Source organism: Bacteroides sp. M10, assembly GCF_014334015.1.
Lineage (GTDB): Bacteria > Bacteroidota > Bacteroidia > Bacteroidales > Bacteroidaceae > Bacteroides > Bacteroides intestinigallinarum.
Map to the genome: position 1 here is coordinate 4,419,853 of NZ_CP060488.1, position 21,174 is coordinate 4,441,026.

22 protein-coding genes and 1 tRNA gene are annotated in these 21,174 nt (G+C 39.5%); 12 read left to right on the top strand and 11 right to left on the bottom strand.

Annotation, left to right across the window (positions count from 1 at the left end):
• Positions 1 to 33: 33 nt before the first annotated feature.
• The 5 genes from thrS to H8796_RS15825 all read left to right on the top strand — a co-directional run bounded on the left by thrS (position 34) and on the right by H8796_RS15825 (position 4,510).
• Positions 34 to 1,974, top strand: coding sequence for a threonine--tRNA ligase (gene thrS, locus H8796_RS15805; protein ID WP_004297531.1), 1,941 nt, complete (start codon positions 34 to 36; stop codon positions 1,972 to 1,974).
• A gap of 72 nt (positions 1,975 to 2,046) precedes the next feature.
• Positions 2,047 to 2,658: a translation initiation factor IF-3 gene (gene infC / locus H8796_RS15810; protein ID WP_004307244.1), complete on the top strand. Its 612-nt coding sequence runs from the start codon at positions 2,047 to 2,049 to the stop codon at positions 2,656 to 2,658.
• Between the two features lie 69 nt (positions 2,659 to 2,727).
• Positions 2,728 to 2,925, top strand: a complete 198-nt coding sequence (rpmI, locus tag H8796_RS15815; RefSeq protein ID WP_004297539.1) for a 50S ribosomal protein L35 — start codon at positions 2,728 to 2,730, stop codon at positions 2,923 to 2,925.
• 98 nt (positions 2,926 to 3,023) lie between these two features.
• Positions 3,024 to 3,374: a 50S ribosomal protein L20 gene (rplT, locus tag H8796_RS15820; RefSeq protein WP_004297540.1), complete on the top strand. Its 351-nt coding sequence runs from the start codon at positions 3,024 to 3,026 to the stop codon at positions 3,372 to 3,374.
• Positions 3,375 to 3,733: 359 nt separating this feature from the next.
• The gene (locus H8796_RS15825; protein WP_117936938.1) at positions 3,734 to 4,510 is read left to right on the top strand and encodes an EFR1 family ferrodoxin; all 777 of its coding nucleotides are present in this window, start codon (positions 3,734 to 3,736) and stop codon (positions 4,508 to 4,510) included.
• On the opposite strand, the gene xpt is transcribed toward H8796_RS15825, so the two are convergent.
• The 7 genes from xpt to H8796_RS15860 form a co-directional block, all read right to left on the bottom strand.
• Complete coding sequence (gene xpt, locus H8796_RS15830) at positions 4,497 to 5,069, bottom strand: xanthine phosphoribosyltransferase (protein WP_117936900.1); 573 nt, start codon at positions 5,067 to 5,069, stop codon at positions 4,497 to 4,499. The genes H8796_RS15825 and xpt overlap by 14 nt on opposite strands.
• A gap of 89 nt (positions 5,070 to 5,158) precedes the next feature.
• A complete protein-coding gene (locus tag H8796_RS15835) occupies positions 5,159 to 6,466 on the bottom strand; it encodes a phenylacetate--CoA ligase (protein WP_004297543.1) in 1,308 nt (435 codons plus the stop codon).
• Between the two features lie 14 nt (positions 6,467 to 6,480).
• Positions 6,481 to 7,062, bottom strand: coding sequence for an indolepyruvate oxidoreductase subunit beta (locus H8796_RS15840; protein ID WP_004307241.1), 582 nt, complete (start codon positions 7,060 to 7,062; stop codon positions 6,481 to 6,483).
• Positions 7,063 to 7,065: 3 nt separating this feature from the next.
• Positions 7,066 to 8,658 (bottom strand): thiamine pyrophosphate-dependent enzyme, encoded by a 1,593-nt coding sequence (locus tag H8796_RS15845; RefSeq protein WP_004319097.1) that lies wholly within the window; start codon positions 8,656 to 8,658, stop codon positions 7,066 to 7,068.
• 83 nt (positions 8,659 to 8,741) lie between these two features.
• On the bottom strand, positions 8,742 to 9,779 hold the full coding sequence (gene mltG / locus H8796_RS15850) for an endolytic transglycosylase MltG (protein WP_004319095.1): 1,038 nt from the start codon (positions 9,777 to 9,779) through the stop codon (positions 8,742 to 8,744).
• A gap of 301 nt (positions 9,780 to 10,080) precedes the next feature.
• On the bottom strand, positions 10,081 to 10,959 hold the full coding sequence (locus H8796_RS15855; protein WP_008999227.1) for a DNA/RNA non-specific endonuclease: 879 nt from the start codon (positions 10,957 to 10,959) through the stop codon (positions 10,081 to 10,083).
• 27 nt (positions 10,960 to 10,986) lie between these two features.
• Positions 10,987 to 11,568 carry an epoxyqueuosine reductase QueH gene (locus tag H8796_RS15860; RefSeq protein ID WP_004297549.1) on the bottom strand — a complete coding sequence of 194 codons (582 nt, stop codon included), beginning with the start codon at positions 11,566 to 11,568 and terminating at the stop codon, positions 10,987 to 10,989.
• Between the two features lie 212 nt (positions 11,569 to 11,780).
• Here H8796_RS15860 and H8796_RS15865 point away from each other — a divergent pair, with 212 nt between their 5' ends.
• The 7 genes from H8796_RS15865 to H8796_RS15895 all read left to right on the top strand — a co-directional run bounded on the left by H8796_RS15865 (position 11,781) and on the right by H8796_RS15895 (position 18,155).
• A complete protein-coding gene (locus tag H8796_RS15865; RefSeq protein WP_117936898.1) occupies positions 11,781 to 13,823 on the top strand; it encodes a toxin-antitoxin system YwqK family antitoxin in 2,043 nt (680 codons plus the stop codon).
• Positions 13,824 to 13,931: 108 nt separating this feature from the next.
• Positions 13,932 to 14,004, top strand: a tRNA-Thr gene (locus H8796_RS15870).
• A gap of 138 nt (positions 14,005 to 14,142) precedes the next feature.
• Entirely contained in the window at positions 14,143 to 15,375 is a 1,233-nt protein-coding gene (locus tag H8796_RS15875; RefSeq protein WP_118299811.1) for a phage integrase SAM-like domain-containing protein, read from the top strand.
• A gap of 38 nt (positions 15,376 to 15,413) precedes the next feature.
• The gene (locus H8796_RS15880; protein ID WP_118299812.1) at positions 15,414 to 15,701 is read left to right on the top strand and encodes a hypothetical protein; all 288 of its coding nucleotides are present in this window, start codon (positions 15,414 to 15,416) and stop codon (positions 15,699 to 15,701) included.
• A 63-nt stretch (positions 15,702 to 15,764) separates the two neighbouring features.
• Entirely contained in the window at positions 15,765 to 16,205 is a 441-nt protein-coding gene (locus H8796_RS15885) for a LexA family transcriptional regulator (RefSeq protein ID WP_182423832.1), read from the top strand.
• Positions 16,206 to 16,216: 11 nt separating this feature from the next.
• Positions 16,217 to 17,455 (top strand): Y-family DNA polymerase, encoded by a 1,239-nt coding sequence (locus tag H8796_RS15890; protein ID WP_182423833.1) that lies wholly within the window; start codon positions 16,217 to 16,219, stop codon positions 17,453 to 17,455.
• A gap of 1 nt (position 17,456) precedes the next feature.
• Positions 17,457 to 18,155 (top strand): SOS response-associated peptidase, encoded by a 699-nt coding sequence (locus H8796_RS15895; protein ID WP_118299815.1) that lies wholly within the window; start codon positions 17,457 to 17,459, stop codon positions 18,153 to 18,155.
• A gap of 19 nt (positions 18,156 to 18,174) precedes the next feature.
• Here H8796_RS15895 and H8796_RS15900 read toward each other — a convergent pair whose 3' ends face one another.
• The 4 genes from H8796_RS15900 to H8796_RS15915 all read right to left on the bottom strand — a co-directional run bounded on the left by H8796_RS15900 (position 18,175) and on the right by H8796_RS15915 (position 21,162).
• A complete protein-coding gene (locus H8796_RS15900; protein WP_118299816.1) occupies positions 18,175 to 19,005 on the bottom strand; it encodes a restriction endonuclease in 831 nt (276 codons plus the stop codon).
• Positions 19,006 to 19,034: 29 nt separating this feature from the next.
• Positions 19,035 to 19,949 carry a bacteriophage abortive infection AbiH family protein gene (locus H8796_RS15905; protein WP_182423834.1) on the bottom strand — a complete coding sequence of 305 codons (915 nt, stop codon included), beginning with the start codon at positions 19,947 to 19,949 and terminating at the stop codon, positions 19,035 to 19,037.
• Positions 19,950 to 20,339: 390 nt separating this feature from the next.
• The gene (locus H8796_RS15910; RefSeq protein ID WP_118299818.1) at positions 20,340 to 20,669 is read right to left on the bottom strand and encodes a hypothetical protein; all 330 of its coding nucleotides are present in this window, start codon (positions 20,667 to 20,669) and stop codon (positions 20,340 to 20,342) included.
• A 229-nt stretch (positions 20,670 to 20,898) separates the two neighbouring features.
• Entirely contained in the window at positions 20,899 to 21,162 is a 264-nt protein-coding gene (locus H8796_RS15915; RefSeq protein WP_055268847.1) for a hypothetical protein, read from the bottom strand.
• Positions 21,163 to 21,174 lie beyond the last annotated feature (12 nt).

Sequence of the window (21,174 nt, forward strand, 5' to 3'; positions counted from 1 at the left end):
GTTCAAATTATGAAAATATAACATCATCATATTATGATAAAGATAACATTTCCCGATGGCTCCGTTCGTGAGTATAACGAAGGAGTGAACGGTTTACAGATTGCTGAAAGTATCAGCTCGCGTCTGGCACAGGAAGTGCTGGCATGTGGCGTGAACGGCGAGACTTATGATTTAGGACGTCCTATTAATGAAGATGCTAATTTCGTTCTTTATAAATGGGATGATGAAGAAGGTAAGCATGCATTCTGGCATACAAGTGCACACTTGTTGGCGGAAGCTTTGCAGGAACTTTATCCGGGTATCCAGTTTGGTATCGGACCGGCTATTGAAAACGGATTCTACTATGATGTGGATCCGGGTGAAGCGGTAATTAAAGAAAGCGACCTTCCTGCCATTGAAGCTAAAATGTTGGAACTGGCTGCAAAGAAAGAAGACGTAGTCAGAAAAAGCATCGCAAAAACGGATGCTCTGAAAATGTTTGGTGATCGTGGCGAAACATATAAATGTGAATTGATTTCTGAACTGGAAGACGGACACATTACGACTTATACCCAGGGTGCATTTACTGACCTTTGTCGTGGTCCTCACTTGATGACGACTGCTCCGATCAAGGCTATTAAGTTGACTTCAGTGGCTGGTGCTTATTGGCGTGGTCATGAAGATCGTAAGATGCTGACTCGTATTTATGGTATCACGTTCCCGAAGAAGAAAATGCTGGATGAATATCTGGTGTTATTGGAAGAAGCGAAGAAGCGTGACCATCGTAAGATTGGTAAGGAGATGCAGTTGTTTATGTTCTCCGAAACTGTAGGTAAGGGACTTCCTATGTGGTTGCCGAAAGGTACTGCATTGCGTCTGCGTCTGCAGGAGTTCTTACGTCGTATCCAGACACGTTACGATTATCAGGAGGTGATTACTCCGCCAATCGGTAATAAGTTGCTGTATGTGACTTCGGGTCACTATGCAAAATATGGCAAGGATGCTTTCCAACCTATCCATACTCCGGAAGAGGGGGAAGAGTATTTCTTGAAACCAATGAACTGTCCTCACCACTGTGAGATTTACAAAAACTTCCCACGTTCTTATAAAGACCTTCCGTTGCGTATAGCTGAATTTGGTACGGTTTGTCGTTATGAACAAAGTGGAGAGTTACATGGTTTAACTCGTGTTCGTAGCTTTACGCAGGATGATGCGCATATCTTCTGTCGTCCGGAGCAGGTGAAAGATGAGTTCCTTCGTGTGATGGATATTATATCTATTGTGTTCCGTTCTATGGATTTCCAGAATTTTGAAGCACAGATATCTTTGCGTGATAAAGTGAACCGTGAAAAGTATATTGGTAGCGATGATAACTGGGAAAAAGCGGAACAGGCTATTATCGAGGCTTGTGCGGAGAAGGGCTTGCCTGCTAAGATTGAGTATGGAGAAGCTGCTTTTTATGGTCCTAAGCTTGACTTTATGGTGAAAGACGCTATCGGTCGTCGTTGGCAGCTGGGTACTATCCAGGTTGACTACAACTTGCCGGAACGCTTTGAACTTGAATATATGGGCTCTGATAATCAGAAGCATCGTCCGGTGATGATTCACCGTGCTCCGTTCGGATCAATGGAACGTTTTGTTGCTGTATTGATTGAGCACACTGCCGGTAAGTTCCCATTGTGGCTGACACCGGAACAGGTAGTTATTCTGCCGATCAGTGAGAAGTTCAATGAATATGCAGAACAGGTGAAGATGTATCTGAAAATACACGAAATCCGTGCGATTGTAGATGATCGTAACGAGAAGATCGGCCGCAAGATTCGTGATAATGAAATGAAGCGCATTCCTTATATGCTGATTGTCGGTGAAAAAGAGGCTGAAAATGGTGAAGTTTCTGTTCGTAGACAAGGCGAAGGTGACAAAGGAACCATGAAATTTGAAGAATTTGCTAAAATTTTGAACGAAGAAGTTCAGAATATGATAAATAAATGGTAACTTTGCAGCCGTTTCAAAATAAAATATTTAGTATAACAATAAAAAGATCAAACTAGGAAGTAAACGTTTTTAATGAAGAATGACACTCTAAAAGGGCAATACAGAATCAATGAACAGATTCGTGCCAAGGAAGTTCGCATAGTAAGCGATGATATTGAACCGAAAGTATATCCAATCTTTCAGGCTCTGAAAATGGCTGAAGAAAAAGAATTGGATTTAGTGGAAATTTCTCCTAATGCTCAACCCCCTGTTTGTCGTATTATTGATTATTCTAAATTTCTTTATCAATTAAAGAAACGTCAGAAGGAACAGAAAGCGAAGCAGGTGAAGGTTAATGTGAAGGAGATTCGTTTTGGTCCCCAGACAGATGACCATGATTACAACTTTAAGTTGAAACATGCTAAAGGATTCTTGGAAGACGGTGATAAGGTGAAGGCTTATGTATTCTTTAAAGGTCGTTCTATCCTTTTTAAGGAACAAGGTGAAGTATTGTTGCTTCGTTTTGCGAATGATTTGGAAGACTATGCAAAAGTGGATCAGATGCCGATATTGGAAGGTAAGCGTATGACTATCCAGCTTTCTCCGAAGAAGAAAGAAGCTCCTAAAAAGCCTGCAACGGCCGGAGCACCGAAACCTGCTGCTCCTGCACAAAAAGCAGAGAAGCCGGAAACGAGCGAAGAATAAGAAAAGGATGCGTAACGCGCAGGTATAGTGCGTTGCCATTATATATTTAATAATTTAAAAACAAGTAAGATGCCAAAGATGAAGACTAACTCCGGTTCTAAAAAAAGGTTTACCCTTACCGGAACAGGTAAAATCAAAAGAAAGCACGCTTTTCACAGTCACATTTTGACTAAGAAATCCAAGAAGAGAAAAAGAAATCTGTGCTACTCTACAACTGTTGATACAACAAATGTAAGCCAGGTTAAGGAACTCTTAGCAATGAAGTAATCAAAAGCGTAAAAGTATTATTAAAGTATTAACCGAATGCATTAGCCTGAAGTTCGCTGCGTGAAGTAGCGGCGCTAACATTCAAAAAAAGTAAAACTATGCCAAGATCAGTAAATCATGTTGCTTCAAAAGCAAGAAGAAAGAAAATTTTGAAATTGACCAGAGGTTACTTTGGTGCAAGAAAGAATGTATGGACCGTAGCTAAAAACACTTGGGAAAAGGGTTTGACTTACGCGTTCCGTGACCGTAGAAATAAGAAAAGAAACTTCCGCGCTCTTTGGATACAACGTATCAACGCTGCTGCACGTCTTGAAGGAATGTCTTATTCTAAATTGATGGGCGGTCTGCACAAAGCCGGTATTGAAATAAACCGTAAGGTTTTGGCTGATTTAGCTATGAATCACCCGGAAGCTTTCAAAGCTGTAGTTGCTAAAGCTAAAGCTGCTTAAGCATCAATAGTTTACGAGTTACAAAGTGTCAGTTACTAAGCTAGTAACTGACACTTTTCTTTTGTTAGGCGGATAAAAGGGAGTGAAAAAAATGTTAGTAGGTAAACAAATTCCTTTTTTTTCTTGTTAGTCTCATAGATTCTTATTACATTTGTGATACAAAAATATTAGCCGTATCGACTGGATCGGGAAACTCTTCAAATTAATCTGATGCACCGAGAAAGCTTCGTTCTTCAATGGCGGGCCACATCCTTCGGGACAGCTTTAAGCCGGTGGATTACAAAGAGGGCGAGCGCTCAAATCTTGTTCTATCAGAGTTTCATCACATCGTCGATGCGGCTTTTTTTATATACTTTTCTATGATATTTTATTTCTCCGGTACAGGTAATTCTAAGTGGATTGCAAATCAGCTTTCCAAAGAGCAAAAAGAAGAGTTGGTTTTTATTCCCGATGCGCTAAAGAATGAAGCATTGGAGTTTAGTTTGCAGGCAGATGAAAAGATCGGCTTTGTATTTCCTATCTATTCGTGGGGACCTCCTGAAATAGTATTGAACTTTGTTCGACAGCTCTCTTTAAGGGGGTATAAAAGACAATATTTGTTTTTTGTTTGTTCCTGTGGTGATGATACCGGGCTTACCCAGCAAGTACTGGCGAAGGCATTAAAGAATAAAGGTTGGGAATGTCACGCTGGTTTCTCGGTGACTATGCCTAATAATTATGTCTTGCTTCCCGGTTTCGACGTGGATAATAAAGAGTTGGAAGAGAAAAAACTAGCGGATGCTGTTTCGACTGTCAATAAAATAAATGCTTCGATAAGTAGAAGGGAAGAGCTGTTTCTCTGTCATGAAGGGAGTATGCCTTTTATCAAGACGAGGATTATAAATCCGTTGTTTAATCGTTTTCAGATGTCTCCTAAGCATTTTTATGCTACCGATGCTTGTATTGGGTGTAAGCGTTGTGAGAAGAGTTGCCCGGTGGAGAATGTTACAGTTGTGGACGGAAGGCCTGTTTGGGGAATGGATTGCACCTCATGCTTGGCATGTTATCATGTTTGTCCGCAGCATGCGGTGCAATATGGAAAAAGGACGAAAGATAAAGGGCAGTATTTCAACCCCAATCAATCTACTCGTCTTTGATTTTAATACAGCAGTTGGATAAGTCTTCAATGATGGCCAGACTTTCTACTCTGACACCTTGTTCCTCAAGCATTTTGCGGCCATTCTGGAAGGCTTTTTCAATAATGAAGCCCATTCCTACCAAATTTGCTCCGGATTGCTTGATGAGGTCGATAATGCCCAATGCAGCATTTCCGTATGCGAGAAAGTCATCCACGAAAAGAACATTGTCGTTCGGGGTGAGGAAATCTGCACTGATAACGACTTCATAATCACGGTCTTTGGTGAATGAGTGCACGGTGGTGCTTAGTGCGTTCTGGATGGTTTTAGGAGACTTTTTCTTTACAAATACAACTGGTAAATCCATCAGGTAGCCTGTCATGATAGCAGGGGCGATGCCGCTGGCTTCGATTGTCATAATCTTATTTACGTTTGTGGCTGCAAAACGGCGGACAAACTCAACTCCGATTGATTTCATCAGGACAGGGTCCATTTGATGATTAATAAAACCGTCTACTTTCAGGATACCTCCTTCGTAGCACTTTCCGTCTTGCAGAATTCTTTTTTTAAGTAATTGCATGCTGTATGATATTAATTAAATAATGTGCTAATATTCCATTCCGCATGGTGAACAGCGGTTGGTATATTAGCACATGGAAATTTGAATTGTTACTTGTTGTCTCTTAAGTCTTTTACTCGGACGGCTTTTCCTTCGCTTTGCGGGAGAGAGCCTTTTTTTACCAGTTTAACTTTGGGAGTCACCAATATTTCATCCTTTAATTGGCGGGTTATATCCTTGCGGATCTTCTCCAGTTCAATATAATTGTCAGTGGAAAGGTCGCTTAATTCTACTTCGACGATCATCTCGTCTTGGTTGTTGACTGTTTCCAGTGTAATCAGGTAATTGCTGCCTAATTCGGGAAATTGTACGAGTATCTTTTCTACTTGCATCGGGAAGATATTTACTCCCTTGATAATGAACATATCATCACTGCGTCCCTTGATACGATCAATACGGATGTGCGTGCGGCCGCAGGGGCATTTTCCCGGAAGAATACGGGTTAAGTCACGGGTGCGATAGCGGATTAACGGCATCATCTCCCGGTCGAGAGTCGTAAGTACTAATTCTCCGATTTCTCCTTCCTGAACGGGTTCTCCTGTTTCCGGATCGATAATTTCTACCAGATAACAGTCTTCCCAGAAGTGCATTCCGTTTTGTTCCTGACATTCGAAAGCAACACCGGGACCGTTCATTTCTGTCATACCGAAGCTGTTGTATGCTTTTACGCCCAGCATCTTTTCTATTTTCCGGCGTTGTTCGTCGGTGTGAGGTTCAGCACCGATAACCAGCGTTTTCAGTGTGGTTCCTTTGGGATCAAGGCCTTCTTCCTGAAAGACTTCGGCAAGGCGGATGGCATAGCTGGGGATAGCATGTAAAGCGGTAGTCTTGAAGTCGTTGATGAATTTAATCTGTCGTTTACTGTTTCCGGCTGCGGCAGGGACTGTCAGACAGCCCAGGCGTTCTGCACCGTATTGGAAGCCTAACCCTCCTGTAAACATACCGTATCCGGAGCTGTTTTGGAAGACGTCGGTCTTGCGTATTCCTACTGCGTACAGGCAGCGGGCTACCAGGTTGGCCCAGGAGTCGAGATCGTGCTGTGAATGAACAATAACTGTCGGGTTTCCGGTAGTACCACTAGAAGAGTGAATACGTACACCATCATTGCTCATATCACCTGCTACCAGCCCGAAAGGATAGTGGGCACGCATATCGGCTTTGGTAGTAAAGGGCAATTTGCGGATATCGTCTAATGATTGTATGCTATCTGCAGTGATGCCATGTTTGCTGAAAACTTCTTTGTAATATGGGGAGTTTGCAGCTATATTGATTGTTTTCTTAAGCCGTCGAAGTTGTAATTCCTGCAACTTCTCCCGGCTCATGGTTTCTAGTTCTTCTTCCCAGTATTGTGTATTCATGATAATGCCTGTTATTACATTAGCTTTTCTGCAATTTCCTTGCCGGCAGCCAATGCTTTAAGATTCATTTCTACAATTGCTTCTCCCTTGCGCAGGAAGATTTCACGGATGCTGTCTTGTACTTTTCCGTAGTCGATGCCAAGGAATGGAATGGTTGCTCCCAGTAAGACTATGTTGGCAACGCGGGCGGAGCCTACTTCTTTGGCTACTTTGTCTACGTTCAACACAATTTTGTGAGGCAGCTTATTGATTTCTGCCATTACTTTGTCTGCTTCCGGATAATTGGGGATATTGACAAACGGAGTTTCGTTAGTCACTAACCAACCGTTAGGGCTAAGATAAGGGAGGTAGCGCAATCCTTCCATGGGTTCCAATGAAATGATAAGGTCGCATTTACCTGATGGGATCAAGTCTGAAGCAATCGGCTGGTCGCTGATACGGAGGTTGGATTGAACATCTCCTCCGCGTTGGCTCATTCCGTGCACTTCTGCTTGTTTCATATATAATCCTTCTTTCAAGGCAGCTTTGCCGATCACTGTAGCAATAGACAGAATTCCCTGTCCACCGACTCCTGATAATATAATGTCTTTCTTCATGGCTTACTTACTTCTTTTTTTGCGTGCTAATGTCTGGATACACTCTCTACGTGGAATAATGACAGATACACCACGGTATTCGATCTCTTCGCGAATGATTTGCTTCATCTCCTCATAGTTTTTCTTCAACGGAGTAACGACGCGGATATGAGCCGGATCTACTCCGATACCTGCACAGATCGCTTCGATACGTCCGGTTCCGGCAGAGTCCTGTCCGCCTGTCATGGCGGTAGTTTCATTGTCGGAGATGACGATGGTTACACTGGCATTCTCGTTCACACAATCTAATAGTCCGGTCATTCCGGAATGGGTGAATGTGGAGTCTCCGATGACAGCTACAGCCGGGAAAAGACCTCCGTCAGCCGCACCTTTCGCCATCGTGATGGAGGCGCCCATGTCTACGCATGAGTTGATTGCATTGAAAGGAGCATTCGCGCCTAATGTGTAACAGCCGATGTCGCTGAATACTTTATGAGATGGGTATTCTTCTTTCAGAACTTCGGTTAGTGTGATATACATATCGCGATGTCCGCAACCTTCGCAAAGTGCAGGCGGACGCATTTCTACGACAGAAGGAATGCCGAATTCCGATTTATTCTCTTTGCCTACGGCGCGGGCTACAGAGTCCGGATTTAATTCTCCATCCTGTGACAGAGTGCCGTCCAAGCGTCCTTTTACTTTAACGCCGATGCCCAGATAACCTTTCAATTGTTTTTCTACAAATGGTTGTCCGTCTTCCAGAACGAGGATTTCGTCACAGGAGTCAATCAATTGATGTAATTGCTTTTTAGGCAATGGATACTGGCCGATTTTAAGTACCGGATATTCGCAACCTTCAGGATAGTTTTCCATCAGATAGTTGTAGCCGATGCCACAAGCGATAATTCCTAACTTTTTGTTAGGACCATCTGTATATTTATTATAAGGTGATTCTTCCGAAGCTTTGATAAACTCGTCTTGGCGCGCAAGTAATACTTTGTAGCGTTTACGGGCATTTCCAGGTAACAAGATGAACTGACGAGGATCTTCGCTGAAAGAGATGCCATTCTGTGGTTTTTGTGCTTTGCGTTCTACTCCAGAGCGGGAGTGTGCAAGGCGGGTTACCATACGCATCAAGATAGGTTCGCCCAATTTTTCAGAGAATTCGAAACCACTGTATACCATATCATACGCTTCCTGCTGATTGCTGGGTTCGTACATGGGAATCAGTGAGAAATCTCCGTAGAAACGGCTGTCTTGTTCGTTCTGCGAAGAGTGCATACTGGGGTCGTCTGCTGCTATCACGATCAATCCGCCTTTCACGCCTGTGATGGCAGAGTTGACAAAACAGTCGGCAGCTACATTCATACCTACGTGCTTCATACAAACTAATGCCCGTTTACCAACGAATGACATACCCAACGCAGCTTCCATCGCTGTTTTTTCATTGGCACACCAACGGTTGTGTATATTCTGTTCGGTCGTTATTGGGGCCATTTGAATATATTCCGTAATTTCAGTTGAAGGAGTACCAGGATAGGCATAAACACCTGAAAGTCCGGCATCCAGTGCAGCTTGTGCAATGGCTTCATCGCCAAGTAAGAGTTGCTTGCTCATATATATTTCTTTTATTTAGTGTTGATCACAGTTTGTTAATCTATCGGGCAAAGATAGGCTTTTCCGTTCGTTTTATCACAAATTTACTTGAAAATCTTTCTTTCATTCAGGGCTTTCCAGTATTTTCTTGCATTTGCCATGTGGTCGGCATAATTGGATGCAAAGTTGTGAGTTCCGGAAAAATCTTCTTTAGCACACATGTAGATATAGTTATGTTTGGTATAGTTCAATACGCTGTCTATTCCCTTTTTAGAAGGGATACGGATGGGGCCTGGAGGCAGACCGGTATTTATATAGGTGTTATAGGGGGAATTGACTTTTAAATTTTCGTTGGTGATTCGGCGCAGACCGAAATCCTGTAGTGCAAATTTGATGGTAGGATCTGCCTGCAAAGGCATATCTTGATGTAAACGATTGATATACAATCCGGCTACCATTGGCTTTTCTTCATTGTTGTTGGTTTCTTCTTCAACGATGGAAGCAAGAGTGCTGACTTCTTCCGGTGTCATGCCGATGGCGGTGGCTTGTGCCAGACGTTCTTTGTTCCAGAAGCGTTCGTGCTCATTCTTCATCCGTTTAAAGAAGTCGTCTACGCTCATGTCCCAATATACCTGATAGGTTTCAGGTATGAAAAGGCTGGGGAGTGTTATGGTTGTGTATCCCATTTGAGCCTGGAAAGTAGAGTCGAATAACTGGCTGGCGATTTCGGCAGAGTCTATCATGAGTTGTTTTCCAATGCTTCGTGCTAACCGGTCTAATGTCCGGACACTTCCTATGGTAAGGTTGATCGCTTCCTGATAGCCTCTGGAAAAGCGACTATATACGTGATAGACATTGTCATTGGGGCGAATGGCATAACGTCCGGTATGGATATTCTGATCGAAATCTTTGTATTTTGCCATCCACTGGAAACCGGTGAACTTATTGACATGCCCGATTTTTTGTATTTTATGATAGATAGAGTCGGCTGTATCATCCCGGTCTACATAAATATATACGGTTTTAGATGGATGAAATTGAGGAGCAAACAGATAGTAATAAAAGGTGCCTCCGGCAATTGCACAAAGGAGGAATGCTCCGATTAGAATTGATAGTAGAATATTTCTCTTTTTTCTCTTCATCTTTTGAGGTATATTTAAAAAGTTCGTCAAAGATAAAAAGAATTTGGATAGGTGTAATCCCTTTCTATAATGAATCGTTGAAAAGAGGATGAATTACTCCGGACTTTTCTAATATTTAAAGATTGAATGTGCTGATTGTATTAGGTTGTATTGCGATTATTAATTCGTTCTACAATTGTTTTTCTTTCGTTCCACAGCTGTAGAACTGAAAGATAACAACTGTGGAACTAAAGGATGACAGCTGTGGAACGAATAAGCATTTGTATGTAGATAAGTTAGTCTTAGTGAAGCGAGTTGTTAATTAGTTCGGCCAGAGGGAATAATTTGCATTTGCTTCTATTTTGTTTTCTATCTCATCGGGTAAAGGTGCGAAGAAATCCATATTAGTCAGGCTCTCGATGCTATCCACTGTGACTACATATGAAGATAGAGGTTCTACTGCCTGCTCATTGTTGAATAAGAAGCCGATAGCCCGTATCGGTTTGGCAAAAGGAGATAGGACTACTTTGAAAAACCGTTGAGGTACTACGACCTTATTTTTCCCAATCGTTTTAGGCTGTTTTTCAATAATAGGTCCACATATAATAATAATGGCACTATCTGCTATAGCCCAATTCCGGATTTTTTCTTCCAGATTTTTCCATCCTCTTCTATTTAACTGGGGGTGTTGGGGGCACATATTGCTGAAATAGAATGATTCTTTCATGGCTTCAGGACTCCATTTCATATCTGCTGCAGGAGCCATGTGCCCTTTATCATATCCTGAACGGGTGTAGTCGGCGTTAGTTGCAATCGGGCCTGTCACTAATGGGTCGGCGATAAAACGATTGCCTCTTTTTTCTTTTCCTTTGGTTTCTTCCCGGGTTAGTTCGTAAGAGACCCAGTTGGGTATTTTTAAATCTTTGTTATATGATACGGTATATCCGCTATGCCGGATGATTTGTTCTTGCCGGGGAACTAATGATATGGGTGTCTCCAGATCTTTGCCAAGTGGAATTTGAAGGGATGCATCGGTTTGCAGTTCATTATTTTTCTGGATATTAATCTGTTGGCAATATAAGTAGACGCCAAAAAGGATAGGAATGAGCACAATGATGGCGATGATACATCCTAATCTGTTATTGGAATGTGATTTCTTTTTAAATAGCTTTCTGTTCTTATCTTTTTTATTTCGATTCATTGGTTAGCTGGTGATGGCGGGTTTGTTTTATTCTTCTTTTCTCATGCTGAATTCACAACCGCAATATTGTTGGTTGTAGAAGTTATACTCTTTAATGATGGCGATGCGCCGTTCGCTAAGTCCGCCTTTCCGCCAATTCTGTTCCCAGTATGTGACATCCGGATATGAAGCGGTGGCATATTGCCCAGCTTCATTAATCTGCTCCAGACTTTTCCAGCGGCTGGAAGCAAGCGTTGTGGTTATTACGGAAAGGCCATGTTCGTGTGCATAACGGGCGGTCTCCAATAAGCGTAGTTTAAAGCAACGTAGGCAGCGTCCTCCTCTTTCGGGTTCCTGTTCCATTCCTGCTATATGGCATCGCCAGTTTTCATGATCGTAATCAGCATCTATTATCTCCAATCCCAATGATTGGGCATAGCGTGTACATTCGTCTTTTCTTATCATATACTCTTCCAGCGGATAGATATTAGGATTGCAATAATAGATAACAGGGGTGATGTGATGTTGCATCATACATTCAATAATGGCTGATGAACAAGGAGCACAACAGGTATGAAGTAAGACTTTATCGGCTCCTCCCGGAACTTCGAGTTGGAATTTCTTTTTCATGCTGTAAAGTTAGCACATATTTACGATACGAGTCAATGGTTTATGCTTTATTCAGAATAGTTTTTTATAAAAATAGGAGGGAGGATATCTCCTTTATACTGTTTTTTATAAAATCTTGTTTATTGAACTAATTCACTAAATGAGTATGAATTAACTAATTAATCTCATCTTTTTTACTATTTTTGTCCATTCAAGTTTATAACAATTCAATAATGGATGAATTAAATTGCGGGCAAGGAGAGCAAAATGCAGGCCCGGAGAAGAAAAAAAGTACCTCGAAAATAGTGAAGAGAACTTTAGTTGTGACTGCATTGGCTTTGACGGTATATGTTGTATATTCCGTAGTTTATTTATTTGTCTCGCCTGATCGTAATATTCAGCAGATCTATTTGGTTCCGGAAGATGCGGCATTTATTATTCAGTCATCGGCTCCGATTGAAGATTGGGAGAAGTTTAGTGGAAGCGAGACGTGGCAATGTCTGAAGAAAGCGAAATCTTTTGAGGAGGTGACGCAAAGTGTGGAGAAGCTGGATTCCGTTGTCAAAAGCAATAAGGTATTATTGTCGCTTGTTGGTGAGCGGGATATGCTTATTTCGCTCCATAAGACTCGTCCCGCTAATTGGGATTTTCTACTTATCCTGGATATGCAGAAGACATCAAAGATGGACTTATTGAAAGACCAGGTTGAAACCGTATTGGTTATGAGTGGTTTTACTGTGACTAATCGGATGCATAATAGCATTAATATCCTTGAAATGCGCGATCCCGAGACGAGGGATATTTTCTATATTGCTTTTGTTGATAATCATTTGGTAGGTTCTTATACATCTGGACTTGTCGAGTCGGCTATTGATTCTCGTAATAAACCTAAAATCGGGCTTGATCAGTCTTTTATTGAAACGGAGAAGTTGGTTTCCGGTAAGGGACTTGTCAGGGTTTTCGTCAATTATGCGCGTGTACCTCAATTTATGTCTATTTATTTAGGTACAAGAAATGAGTACATTGATCTGTTTAGCAATTCCATGAATTTTGCCGGACTTTATTTAAATACGAATAAGGAGCGGATGGAGGTGAAAGGATATACGTTGAAAAAAGATTCTGCCGATCCTTATGTCACTGCTTTGTTGAATTCGGGAAAACATAAAATGAAAGCACATGAGATTCTGTCCGGGCGGACAGCTCTTTATACGAATATAGGTTTCAATAGTCCGGTGACCTTTGTAAAGGAACTGGAGAATGCGCTGTCGGTTCATAATAAACAGCTGTATGATTCTTATCAAAGTTCCCGGAAAAAGATAGAAGGGTTATTCGGTATATCTTTAGAAGAAAACTTTTTGAGTTGGATGTCAGGAGAGTTTGCTATTACCCAATCCGAACCTGGTTTGTTAGGGCATGATCCCGAACTGATTCTGGCTATCAGGGCTAAAAGTATTAAAGATGCCCGTAAGAACATGGAATTCATTGAAAAGAAGATAAAGCGACGTACTCCGGTTAAGATTAAGACTGCTAATTATAAGGATTTCGAGATTAATTATGTCGAGATGAAAGGCTTTTTCCGCTTGTTCTTTGGAAAGCTATTTGATAAATTTGAGAAGCCATACTATACTTATGTTGACGATTATGTCGTTTTTAGTAATAAAGCAGCTTCTTTACTTTCTTTTGTAGAAGATTACGAGCAGAAGAATTTATTGAAAAATAATCCGGGTTTTGAAAATGCACTGTCATATTTAAAATCAAGTTCTACTATTTTCTTATATACAGATGTGCGCAAGTTTTATTCCCAGTTGAAACCGATGATGAATCCTGCCACATGGAATGAAATACAATCAAACAAAGACGTTTTGTATTCATTCCCTTACTGGACTATGCAGATTATAGGAGAGGATCAGTCGGCTTCTTTGCAGTATGTGATGGATTATAGCCCATATCAACCGGAAGAGGTTACCGTTGCTATTGCTACTGATGAAGATGATAAGGAAATGAATGAAGATGCTGAAACCGAAAAAGAGCAGATGAGCGAATTGAAACGCTTCTATGTCGAAAAGTTTGAAGGGAATGTTTTGCGGGAGTTTTACCCGGAAGGAGCGTTGAAGAGTGAAGCGGAAGTAAAAGAAGGGAAACGTCATGGTCGTTACCGTGAATATTATGAAGATGGTACATTGAAACTTCGTGGAAAGTATGCAAATAATAAACCGAAAGGTACATGGAAATATTATACCGAGGACGGGAAATTTGAGCACAAAGAAAAGTTTTAGATTACGTCAACAAAAGTTGATTTAAAAATTAAGCTCAAAAAATAATCGGATTCTTTTTGTTTTCTCAAATAAAGCTGTAATTTTGCACGCCGTAAACGAGAGACAAACGCCGCTATAGCTCAGTTGGTAGAGCAACGCATTCGTAACGCGTAGGTCGCCAGTTCAAGTCTGGCTAGCGGCTCTCAAATAAAACGCTGATTATTAGTTCTTTAATCAGCGTTTCTCTTTTCTAAAAATTCAATTCCGAATAAAAAAACATAAATCTGCGTATATATTTGCACAAAATTGTATAGTAGAATTGTGTTTTGATTATTCGACTATGGCAACAATCAGATTAACAATTTTAAGTTCTATTAAGGAACATGATGGCAGGCTTCCCATCTTAGTCTGCATCTCCCAAAAGAAAGAACGCGCCTACATCAAAACAGAGTTTCTGTTAGATGATATTGCAGAATTCGATAACGGTAAAGTCGCTTACCGGAAGGATGCGAACGTCATGAATAAAAGGCTTGAATTTGTGTTTTCACAATACAAAGAGAAATTTAATTCTATTGAATGTATAGACTATTTTTCTGCAATTCAGATAAAGCGGATTATAATGTCCAAGGAACGCCCTTCACATATTTCGTTTCTGGAGTTCTGGAAACAGCGCATAAATGAAATTAGGGAAGAGGGGAGGGAAAGCTATGCAAAAATGAATGAGGAGACTGTACGGGTGTTTACTAATGCGGAAGGAGATGTACCTATTCCTGCAATTAATACTTTATTGGTAGAGCATTTTAAAAAGTGGATGATAAAGAAAGGCTATGCTAATGGAAACATCGGATTGAGATTAACCCATCTGAAAGCCCGGATAAACGAGTTGATAAAATCAGGTGTTCTGAAAACGGATGTACATCCATTTGCGTACACGAAAATACCAACAGCAGAACCTAAAGAGTGCGATCTTTCAATAGAAGAATTTCAGAAAATACAAAGAACGGAAGTCGAAGGAAAACGATTGAATTTAGGTAGGGATATGTTTCTACTCTCTTTCTATTTGTGCGGTATCAATCTGAAAGATTTATTATCAGTCGATTTGTCGGTGGATATACTTTCTTTTGAAAGAATCAAGACTGTTCATGCTAAGACTGGAAAATCAGTCATAACGATACCTATACATAGTGAAGCGAAAGCAATTATCAGTAAGTACATAAATAAAAGGGGATTTTTGGATTTGGGGTATTCTTATACCTATTCTAATTTGCAAAAATATATCAATCTTTGCATGAGGGAACTAAAAGAGCACTTAGGGATTAAACAGACATTGTGCTTTTATTCTGCCCGTAAGACTTTTGCGCAATTCGCCTCTGAACTTGGCATACCAGACGGAGTGATAGATTATTGTCTCGGTCATTCGGACAAGAATCGAGGAATCATCCGATATTATACGAAGGTAAAGCAAAAGCAAGCAGAAATAGCCATAAACAGAGTAATTGACTATGTGAACAACCCGGACAAATATAAGGACTATATAGAGATGAGAGCGGATATCATGATGATGAAAGGATAACCGAACCTTTTTCTTATATTTGCTGGAAAATAATCTATATGACATTTGAAGAAGCAATTGCTCTCATTGAGCGAATAAAAGACCAGGTTGTCGGGGCTCCAGTTAAAGGTCGGTTCATTGAATCTTTGTTTATTGGGCCAACCAACTGGGATGAAATGCATATCTTTATGAATATCTGTCTTCAAAAAGGAGAAGATGAAGCTATTAGTGAGTTTCTCGGGAAGAGTTTCTCTGTGTATGGCAGGTCAGTAACCTATATTAATCCGGATCTTCCTCGGTGGGATGTAACTGTGCTGGATGACTGGGAAAAAACTATTTATAATTAAAAACGAGTATCTTTAGTGAGCAAACCCTGACCTCTTTTGTTCTTAATGAAAAGAAGCAGAGTTATGAAAAAACAAATAGAAATACATAAAATAGATATATCCAGCAATCTGCCGCTTAAATTTGCAGATGAAGGTATAAAGGCCGGTTTTCCTTCACCAGCACAAGACTATTTGGAACAGGCTATAGACTTGAATAAAGAACTTATTCGACATCCGGCTAGCACATTTTACGGACGCGTAGTCGGAGATTCAATGAAGGATGAGGGAATAGAAGAAGGTGATATACTTGTAATTGACAAGTCACTTGAATTACTGGATGATGATCTTGCCGTGTGCTTTATAGACGGGGAATTTACTGTCAAAAGAGTAAGATTAGAACCTGATGCAGCTTGGTTGGTTCCCTCCAATCCTGATTATCCCTTGATTAAGGTAACAAGAGATAATGAGTTTATGGTGTGGGGAATAGTAACTTATACAATTAAAAAGAATCGGAGGAAAAGATAATGTTCGGATTGATGGACTGCAATAACTTCTACGCTTCCTGTGAGCGGGTATTTAACCCGTTGCTTAATGGGAAGCCTGTCGTCGTACTTAGTAACAATGATGGGTGTGTTATTGCACGAAGTAATGAATCTAAATTACTAGGTATCAAAATGGGAGTACCTGTTTATCAGATTAAGGATTTAGTAAGCAGTCACGGAGTTGCCGTATTCAGTAGCAATTATACGCTGTATGGTGATATGTCCGGACGAGTGATGTCTATTTTAGCAGGATTAGTACCCGAACTGGAAGTTTATTCTATCGACGAAGCGTTTATCAACCTTGACGGCATTCAATATATTCAATCACTTGGAACAAAAATAGTAAACCAGGTAACACGTGGGACAGGCATTCCTGTTAGTTTAGGTATTGCCCCTACCAAGACGCTTGCAAAGGTAGCTAATAAGTTCGCAAAGAAATATCCCGCATATAATCGGCTATGCATTATAGACACTGAAGATAAACGAATCAAAGCCCTACAACTGACGAATATCGGTGATGTGTGGGGAATCGGACGTAGACAAGCAGCAAAGCTCGAAAAGCAAGGAGTGAAAACAGCATACGACTTTACGCTGCTTTCCGGTGCATGGGTACGCAAGAATATGACTGTTGTAGGAGAACGTACATGGAAAGAACTTCGCGGTATATCATGTATTGATATGGAATCAGCTCCACCGGCCAAGAAGCAAATTTGCACTAGTCGCTCATTTGGCAAAATGCTCACTGATATAGACACGATGGTTGAAGCTATTGCTACTCATGCCTCTACTTGTGCAAGAAAACTCCGGAAACAAAAATCTTATGCAATGTCTCTGATGGTATTCATTCATACGAATAACTTCCGAGAAGATTTACCACAATACTGGAAGAATACAGTAATACAGCTTCCGGTACCAACAAATGACACTCAAGAGATAGTACATTATGCGCTAGCTGGATTAAAGACAATATTCATGCAAGGTTATCAGTATAAGAAAGCCGGGGTTATCATCACTGAAATAACCGAAGGTGCCCAGCTTGGACTTTTTGATTCAGTGGATCGTGAAAAGCGGGAAAGACTTCAACAGGCAATAGATAAGATTAACGGTGAACACAGTCAACTCGTTAAATTAGCAATCCAAGGAACGGGGAGAGACTGGAAACTTAAACAAGAACAACTCTCCGGGCGTTATACTACTGACATCAGTCAGATTATAAACATTAATTGCCTATAATATGTGTTTTCACAATAGTATGAGTGCTAAGGCTATCAAATTAGCAGCCCGGTACGGTCGTAAATCAGATATCGTTGAAATATATCAAGATATGCTAAACGAACAGTACCATGTGAATGCTTTCAATTTTCCGAAATATCCTATAATTACAAAGAGTGACGAGATTCAGGTGTTCAATTGGGGATTAATACCATTTTGGACGAAAGATGAAGCCAATGCAGATGATATCCGCCGAATGACTCTAAATGCACGTGCGGATACCATATTTGAGAAACCTTCATTCCGGGAACCAATTATGAAGAAACGGTGCATTGTGCCATCAACCGGATACTTTGAATGGAGACATGGAGGAAACAATAAGATTCCTTATTACATCTATCTGAAAGATGAACCAATCTTTTCGATGGCAGGTATTTACGATCGTTGGCTAGACAAAGAGACAGGAGAAGAATATGATACATTCTCTATTATTACCACTGACGCCAACCCTTTGACCGATTATATCCATAATACGAAACATCGGATGCCGGCTATCCTATCTAAAGAGGACGAAGAAAAATGGCTGGATTCTGACTTACAGAAAGCGGATGTTACTTCTTTACTTAAACCGTTTGATGCTAATAAAATGGACGCTTATATAATAGAGAGAGATTTTATTAAGAAGATTTCAACTGACCCAACCATTTTACAAAAAGCATAAAGAGGTAGTAATCCCCCTTTTATTTTTTAGCTTCCTTAGAAAAAAACATTATTTCACCACTTAATGCATCCTTGAGTATTGCTTTTGTTATACTCCTCGCATCAAGAGTTATTAATGTCTGTTTATGTGTCTTGCTATTAATAAATTTGACCGTTTTTATTTTTACTTTTCCCCAATTACAGGTAATAACATAAGCGTTCTTAAAATCAAATACCTGTGCTGTTTTTTGAGGAAGTTCACTTTCTAATTTATCAAAAGTCGTAATAATATTACCTTTTTCATCAAGAATGTCATCTTCAGCGGTATCTAAAGGAAGATAATCTTCTCCCCAATCATCACCTCGTTGCGAAAAATGGGCAATGAAATTTCTATATGATAGCCAATTTATATTATTTGCTTTTGCCCAATCATTATCAAGTGAAAAAAGACGTTGGGTAAGAGATATGCCGAAACTAAGATTTATTTCTGCTACTATGCAATCATCTTCTTCACTAGGAGTTCTTAATTCTTTTAGATTAATTCCGCATGAATCTGCTATTTTTTTTGCTCCAGCTTGGTAGCCTTTTGGGGTTATCATAATTCCTTTAACATCAATAAGGTCAGCCAATACACCACGAAATGCATTTACTTTATCAACAGAGAGCTTACGGTTATAATTTTTACATTCGATGGCTACTTTGTACTGAACACCAGCTATTTTATATTCCCAGTATACATCTATTTGATGTTTTTGTCCTGATTTACCAGTGAGCTTGACATTGTGTTCAACGTTGGTTGTAATACCACGAGCATTGCTTAACTCCTGATATATTTCTTGTGTAAACTTCTCGTATTCGATATTTTGATTCATAAAACTATAATTTATTGATTCTATATTCGTTAAAACAAGCCTTTCTCATATTCTTCCCAAGACAACAACTTACGTGAGTCTGCAGCAACTCCTATATTTCCCATTACTGTTTTTGCACGCTGTCTATCATCGTCAGTATAACAGACTATTATCCAACTAGAACTATCTGAAATAGAATCTCTAATTTTACAAATATATGGCATATCTATTTCATTAAGAGAATGTCCTAGCACAACTACCTTTTCTATATATTTTAAAGAATCAAAAAAACTTTGGTTTTCGTCAATAATATTCTTCACTGGCTTTTGAAATTTATAAAAAAGAGCATGAGAAGCTGCTTCTGCATCATAACTGGGAGTTCTATTGTTTTCTCCATTTTCATCTAGTTCAGATGTTTCACCTTCTGAAACTTCCACTCCATGACCAAAAACAAGATTTTCCTCATTGTCATCGCCTATATATCCATGTATATGAAAAACTTTTGGAATATTGTAAAATTTTTCAAGTGTAGGGGTATAGTTAAAAGACAAAAAGAGAGCATTTTTTTCAAAATGCATATTTTTTCGTTCTATTTCGGTTTCAGATATTTCATTAATCCAGTCCCTAAATGATTGTTTTATTCCAAGACGCATTTTCTCAGACTCTTCATTAATTTCGTCTAATACTCCAAAATAATCGCTCCACTGTGGATGTTCCTGTTCCATAAATCTTTCAGAAACGTTATCATGGTTATCATAAAATTGCCTCGCATCAAAATTCTCAAAATTTTCTTCAAAATGAGACCACCAATCGTCTTTGTTTTTTGGGGGAAAGTATACTTCCAAAAACTCTTCAACATTCGGCGTATTTATCTTTGCAAATTCAGAATAATCTTTGTAGGAGGATTTTAAACCGTGAAATAGGTCGAAGCCATTCCCGATTATATATAATGTACTATCTTTCATAATTATGTATTTTAGATTATGACACAAAGATAATATATCGTTAGTCATTAGCATTTCGTTAGCACATCAAATTCATAAAACTTATAAAAAAAAGCCCCGACTACACTTAGTCGAGGCTCATTCCTTTTGGAGTAAATAACGCATTGTCTCTCTCCTCTGAAATCTAGCAACTTTTCTATAGAGAGATGATACAACAGACATCCACGTCTGTACGCAAATATATTAATTATTTTTTAATTTGAATACTATTCCGCCAATTATTTATGAAAATGAAGATTTACGATTCTAGTATTCTGCAGAGAGCATAAAAATAGGTGACTATTCAGCTACCGATTATTTATAGCAAATTTAGCAAGCGCTTCGTTTTTTCTTAACTTCCTGAACCGTATCTTACTCAATGATGCCGACGGACTTTAGTAAGCCTACAAATGGACTTTGCTTTCTATCAATATATGGCTTGACATTTTTTGTATTGATACATTCCATGTCACGGATTTGCCTAAATGCGGAAATAAATTGATTCTTACTGATAGACTCTCCTTCAGTGGCTCTAACACTTCCTTCCCTTCCACCTTTGTATTCTATAGAATCAATTATGACCTTGGCGTTATATTTAATACCAGTAGAGGACAAAAACTGCTTGTTCTTATTAATATAAGCTACTACTACATTCCAAACTTCATTGGCCGGCATTCTTTCATATTCATGTTTGACTTTCATTATGGATCTTTTTTTTGCAAAGATACGAGAAGTTTGATTATGAATAAGAAAAAAGCCCCGAATCTTTCGTACCGAGCCGATCACATGACTATCACATAAAATAATCTTTTATAGCATAAAGATAGCGATACTTTGGAGGTGGATAAAGAAAAACCCCGAATCAAAGAGACGGGGCAATATAAAAAGGATTTATCATTAATAGAACACAACTTATCTCTAAAATAATAAATCAATAATGATTGTTTGGTACAATTACTTTAGAATCTTTCATCATACTAATATATGCTTTCAAAAATGCTTCAGCAGTATCAAGATTAGACTCAACATTAGAAGGATTATATATTCCTATTCCATCTGCATCTTGCGGTTTTGTCAAATGACTTGTATACCAGTAATACAAACCACCTTCCTTTTCAATTCTTGCATACACAGTTACCATATTATCATATTTATCTTTCACCGCATAAGTGAATTTTTTTATTGTTTTAGCCATATGATGATTATA